Origin of the sequence: Methylobacterium sp. WL116, assembly GCF_008039455.1 — a bacterium.
In the GTDB taxonomy this organism is placed as follows: Bacteria; Pseudomonadota; Alphaproteobacteria; order Rhizobiales; family Beijerinckiaceae; genus Methylobacterium.
The window spans coordinates 1-4,825 of record NZ_VRUV01000355.1; the positions used below are offsets into that span (position 1 = coordinate 1).

5 protein-coding genes and 1 pseudogene are annotated in these 4,825 nt (G+C 71.3%); 5 read left to right on the forward strand and 1 reads right to left on the reverse strand.

Annotated elements, in window-relative coordinates:
• The first annotated feature begins 376 nt into the window (after nt 1–376).
• The 5 genes from FV223_RS20230 (at nt 377) to FV223_RS20250 (ending at nt 4,431) form a co-directional block, all read left to right on the forward strand.
• Nucleotides 377–1,087: a response regulator transcription factor gene (locus tag FV223_RS20230; protein WP_147728688.1), complete on the forward strand. Its 711-nt coding sequence runs from the start codon at nt 377–379 to the stop codon at nt 1,085–1,087.
• A gap of 53 nt (nt 1,088–1,140) precedes the next feature.
• Nucleotides 1,141–2,913: a sensor histidine kinase gene (locus FV223_RS20235; RefSeq protein ID WP_246689738.1), complete on the forward strand. Its 1,773-nt coding sequence runs from the start codon at nt 1,141–1,143 to the stop codon at nt 2,911–2,913.
• 8 nt (nt 2,914–2,921) lie between these two features.
• Nucleotides 2,922–3,458: a hypothetical protein gene (locus FV223_RS20240; RefSeq protein WP_147728690.1), complete on the forward strand. Its 537-nt coding sequence runs from the start codon at nt 2,922–2,924 to the stop codon at nt 3,456–3,458.
• A gap of 124 nt (nt 3,459–3,582) precedes the next feature.
• Nucleotides 3,583–3,984: a PTS sugar transporter subunit IIA gene (locus FV223_RS20245; protein WP_147728692.1), complete on the forward strand. Its 402-nt coding sequence runs from the start codon at nt 3,583–3,585 to the stop codon at nt 3,982–3,984.
• A gap of 126 nt (nt 3,985–4,110) precedes the next feature.
• Nucleotides 4,111–4,431, forward strand: a complete 321-nt coding sequence (locus tag FV223_RS20250; protein WP_147728691.1) for an HPr family phosphocarrier protein — start codon at nt 4,111–4,113, stop codon at nt 4,429–4,431.
• A 4-nt stretch (nt 4,432–4,435) separates the two neighbouring features.
• On the opposite strand, the pseudogene FV223_RS30655 reads toward FV223_RS20250, so the two are convergent.
• A pseudogene (locus tag FV223_RS30655) lies at nt 4,436–4,825 on the reverse strand (hypothetical protein); the annotation flags it as partial.

Below are 4,825 nucleotides of genomic sequence, written 5' to 3' on the forward strand. Positions count from 1 at the left end.
GGCAGAGACATCCGACAGCGTGCGCGCGGCCCGCTCGATTCGGCCCCGCCCACGCTGTCGGATGTCTCTGCCATCGCGCCCGTCGCTCCCCGAAGCGGCGTCGGAAAAACGCCGCGCCCGCCGCATCATAGGGCGAAATCGCGGCCGCCGACGAGGCCGGGGGGACGCGGCGCATCGCCCGGATACGGCCAAGCTACCATGGCCGCTCGCTTTTTTCGAAACTTCGGCTTAAAGCACCAGACCTTCCGCGCGAAACGGACACGGTCATACGACTCGTCGTCGCGTTCGCGTTTTTGCCTGCCCCGTCCGGGGCCGGAGGCGGCGACGCAGGCCCTCGTCACGCGCCCGCACGGCCCCGATCAGTCAAGGAACGCGCATGCCGACCATCGCCCTCGTCGACGACGACCGCAACATCCTCACCTCGGTGTCGATCGCCCTGGAGACCGAAGGCTACCGGATCCAGACCTACACCGACGGCGCCTCGGCCCTCGACGGGCTCAAGCACTCGCCGCCCGACCTCGCGATCTTCGACATCAAGATGCCGCGCATGGACGGGATGGAGCTTCTCAGGCGCCTGCGGCAGAAATCGGACCTTCCCGTGATCTTCCTGACCTCGAAGGACGAGGAGATCGACGAGCTGTTCGGCCTCAAGATGGGCGCCGACGACTTCATCCATAAGCCGTTCTCACAGCGGCTGCTGGTCGAGCGGGTGAAGGCGGTGCTGCGCCGCTTCGCCCCGAAGGACGGCCCGGGCGCCGCCGCCCGCGAGGCGGACGCCGCCGCCCGCTCGCTCGAGCGCGGCTCGCTGATGATGGACCCGGAGCGCCACACCTGCACCTGGAAGGGCGAGCCGGTGACCCTGACGGTGACCGAGTTCCTGATCCTGCAGGCGCTCGCCCACCGTCCGGGCGTCGTGAAGAGCCGCAACGCGCTGATGGACGCGGCCTACGACGACCAGGTCTACGTCGACGACCGCACCATCGACAGCCACATCAAGCGCCTGCGCAAGAAGTTCAAGGTGACCGACACCGCGTTCGACATGATCGAGACGCTCTACGGCGTCGGCTACCGCTTCAAGGAAGGCTGAAGCTCCGCGCCCCGCCCCGAATGCCTCGATCGCTTCTCGAACACCGGACCGTCGTGACGTCGCAGACCGATGAAGAGCCGCGCCGCGGCCCGCTCGCATGGCCGCGGGCCTCCTGGGATGCGATCGGTCAGCGGGCCTCGTCGAGCCTGACCCGCCGCATCGTCGTGCTCAACCTCGTCGGGCTGATCGCGCTGCTCGTCGGGTTCCTATACCTGAACCAGTTCCGGCAGGGGCTGATCCAGGCCCGCGTGCAGAGCCTGGCGATCCAGGGCGACATCATCGCCGGCGCCATCGCCTCCTCCGCCTCGGTCGATACCGGGACGATCCGGATCGACCCCGACAAGCTGCTGCAGCAGCAGGCGGGCGAGGGCAGCAACGCGCCGGACGAGGAATCGCAGCCGCTCGCCTTCTCGCTCAACCCGGAGCAGGTCGCGCCGCTCCTGCGCCGCCTCGTGACCCCGACGGGCAACCGCGCGCGGGTCTACGACAGCGAGGGCGGCCTGCTGTTCGACACGCGCTCGCTGTTCAACCGGCCCGAGGGCGCCGCGGGTACGCCCCAGATCCGCAAGCGCTCCCTGCTCGAGCGCGCCTTCGAGGTCGCGCAAGCGTGGAGCTTCGGCCTGTTCGGCGAGCGGGTGAAGCCGCAGGAGGAGATCGGGCCGACGAACGGCCATTCCCTGCGCGAGGTCCAGACCGCCCTGAACGGCGCCCGCGGCAGCCTGGTGCGCCGCAATGGGCTCGGCGAGACCACGGTGTCGGTCGCCGTGCCGATCCAGCGCTCGGGGGCGGTGCGCGGCGCGCTGCTGCTCTCGACGCAGGGCGACGCGATCGACCGCGTCATCGCCTCGGAGCGCTTCGGCCTGTTCCAAGTCTTCCTCGTCGCCGCGATGGTGATGGTGGTGCTCTCGATCCTGCTCGCCGGCGCCATCGCCGGCCCGGTGCGGCGGCTGGCGGAGGCCGCCGAGAAGGTGCGCATGGGGATCAAGACCCGCGAGGAGATCCCCGACTTCACCAGCCGCACCGACGAGATCGGCCACCTCTCGGGCGCCCTGCGGGACATGACGCAGGCGCTCTACCGGCGCATCGACGCAATCGAGAGCTTCGCCGCCGACGTCAGCCACGAGCTGAAGAACCCGCTGACCTCCCTGCGCAGCGCGGTCGAGACCCTGCCGCTCGCCCGCAACGACGATTCGCGCAGCCGGCTGATGGCGATCATCCAGCACGACGTGAAGCGCCTCGACCGCCTGATCAGCGACATCGCCGACGCCTCGCGGCTCGACGCCGAGCTCGCCCGCGCCGAGGCGCGCAAGGTCGACCTGCGCAAGCTCCTGGCCACGGTGGTCTCGGTCGCCAACGAGCGCAAGCGCCCCAAGGACTGCCTGATCCAGCTCGACGTCGACGCGCCGGCCGGCGACCAGGACACGCCGTTCGCGATCATCGGGCACGACAGCCGCCTCGGCCAGGTGGTGAACAACCTCCTCGACAACGCCCGCTCGTTCTCGCCGACCGAGGCGAAGGTGCGCGTGGCGCTGCGCCGGGTGCGCGGCGACATCGAGCTGATCTGCGAGGACGAGGGGCCGGGCATTCCCGAGCACGCCCTCGAGCGGATCTTCGAGCGCTTCTACACCGACCGTCCCGAGCAGGGCTTCGGCCAGAACTCGGGGCTCGGCCTCTCGATCTCCCGTCAGATCGTCCAGGCGCATCGCGGCTCGATCCGCGCCGAGAACCGCCCCGGCCCGGCGGACGAGGACGGCGAGCCGACGGTCCGCGGCGCCCGCATCATCGTGCGGATCCCGGCGGCGCCGCGGCAGTTGTCGGCGGCGTGATCGGGCCGGTGCGCCGCGCATCGCACGATGCGACGGATGCGGAGCGTGTCACCGTGCACGCCACCTGCGTCGTGGTCGGCGAGGCGGGCGTGCTGCTCCGCGGCGAGGCGGGCGCCGGCAAGTCGAGCCTCGCCCTGGCGCTGATCGAGCGGGCCACCCTTCGGGGCGGCTTCGCGGCCCTGGTCGGCGACGACCGGGTGCGCCTCGCGCGGTGCCACGGGCGCGTCGTGGCACGCCCGCATCCCGCCATCGCCGGGCGGATCGAGATCCGCGGCCACGGGATCGTCGCGGTGGAGAGCGTCGAGGCCTGCGTCCTGCGGCTCGTCGTCGACCTCGTCGCCGGCGAGCCGCGCCTGCCCGATGCGCCGGATGGCGAGGCCACGATCCTCGGCATCGCCCTGCCCGCGCTCCGGATCGACCGCGCGGTGCGCGAGGCCGGCCTCGCACCCGGCCTGGTGCTCGCGGAACGGGCATTGGCCGGGCTCAGCGTGTCTTCGCAGTCGCACACGCCGCTTCCCGTCGACCGGACCCGCGCGGCCCCGTAGCGCGGTGCTCACTTGCGTGGCATGATCGCGGCGACGGGCGATCAAAACGTCGCGACTGCCTTGAGCCTGTGCGTGCAATGCACAACATGGCGGACTCGTTCACAGGACACCGGAATACGTGTCGATGATTGGCATGGTGCTCGTCACCCACGGACTGCTCGCGACCGAATTCAGGGCCGCATTGGAGCACGTGGTTGGCCCTCAGAAGCAGATCGAGACCATCACGATCGGTCCGGAAGACGACATGGAGCTTCGGCGGCGGGACATCATGTCGGCGGTCGGCCGGGTGAATACCGGAACCGGCGTCGTCGTGCTGACGGACATGTTCGGCGGCACGCCGTCGAACCTCGCGCTGTCCTGCATGAACGGCGGCGCCGTCGAGGTGGTGGCGGGCATCAACCTGCCGATGCTGATCAAGCTCGCCAGCGTCCGCGATGCGGAATCCCTCGGCGACGCGGTGCTCCACGCCCAGGAAGCCGGCCGCAAGTACATCAACGTCGCCTCGCGCGTTCTCGCCGGCAAATAGTCTTCCCCGTCATCTTGCCGTCCCGACCGCCAACCCGCTACGCACGGTGAGGGCCGCGCCGTGCGCGCGCCGATTCAGGCCGACGCGAATCGCAGCGCGGCGACGGACAGGGAAGCGCGCCGGGGAATGGACGACCTCTTCGAGCCCGACGACGAGCCGCCGCCCGTGCCCGACGGCGGCTTCCTGCGGCGCCTGCCGATCATCAACCGACGCGGCCTGCACGCGCGGGCATCCGCCAAGTTCGTCCAGACCGTCGAGCGCTTCGACGCTCAGGTCACGGTGACCCGCGCCGGCGAGACGGTGGGCGGCCGCTCGATCATGGGGCTGCTGACGCTCGGCGCGGCGCAGGGCACCCACGTGATGGTCACCGCCGTCGGAGCCGACGCCGAGCCCTGCCTCGCGGCGATCGAGGCGCTGCTCGCCGACAGGTTCGGCGAGGACGAGTAGCGCGTCACACCCGCGCCGCGCGCCGCCAGACCACGGCGCGGGCGCCCGCGCCGAGGTGGAGCGTGCCGGCGACGAGTTCCCCGGCGCGGCGGGCGAGCTCGATCCGCATCTGCCCGCGGCGGGCGAACAGGCGGGTCACCACCCGCACCATCGACGCCTCCGACGGATCGGCGATGATCGGGCGCGCCGCGTGGCGCGCGTCCAGCGCGAGAAATTCCTCGACCGCGGACAGGATCAGGCCCGGGGCGGACACCTGTTCGACCTCGGCCGCCGCGTCGTCCCCGGCGCGCACGCCGATCACGCAGTCGGCGGGAATGGTCCGGCACCGGCCCTCATGGGTGGCGGCGAGGACCGGGCGCGGGGCGCCGCCCTGGGTCGGCAGGCGCGTCGGCGC